General features: G+C 39.4%; 1 pseudogene. It reads left to right on the forward strand.

The features are described from left to right. A pseudogene (locus tag HJY11_RS14405) lies at positions 1-216 on the forward strand (glycoside hydrolase); the annotation flags it as partial.

Consider the following 216-nt stretch of genomic DNA (forward strand, 5'->3'; position numbering starts at 1 on the left):
TGACAGGCTTACAGGAGATAGACGGGAAATGGTATAATTTTGCGGGGACCGGAGGGAGTCTTACCGGATGGAGAACAATCGATGGAAAGAAATACTATTTTGACCCGGAAGTAAAATATGCGTTAACTGGCTTTCAAAAGATAGATGGAGAAACTTACTATTTCGATTCAGATGGTATTATGAAAACGGGTTATCAAAAGCTGAATAATAACCGAT

Source organism: Bittarella massiliensis (ex Durand et al. 2017) (assembly GCF_017566145.1).
Classification (GTDB): domain Bacteria; phylum Bacillota; class Clostridia; order Oscillospirales; family Ruminococcaceae; genus Bittarella; species Bittarella massiliensis_A.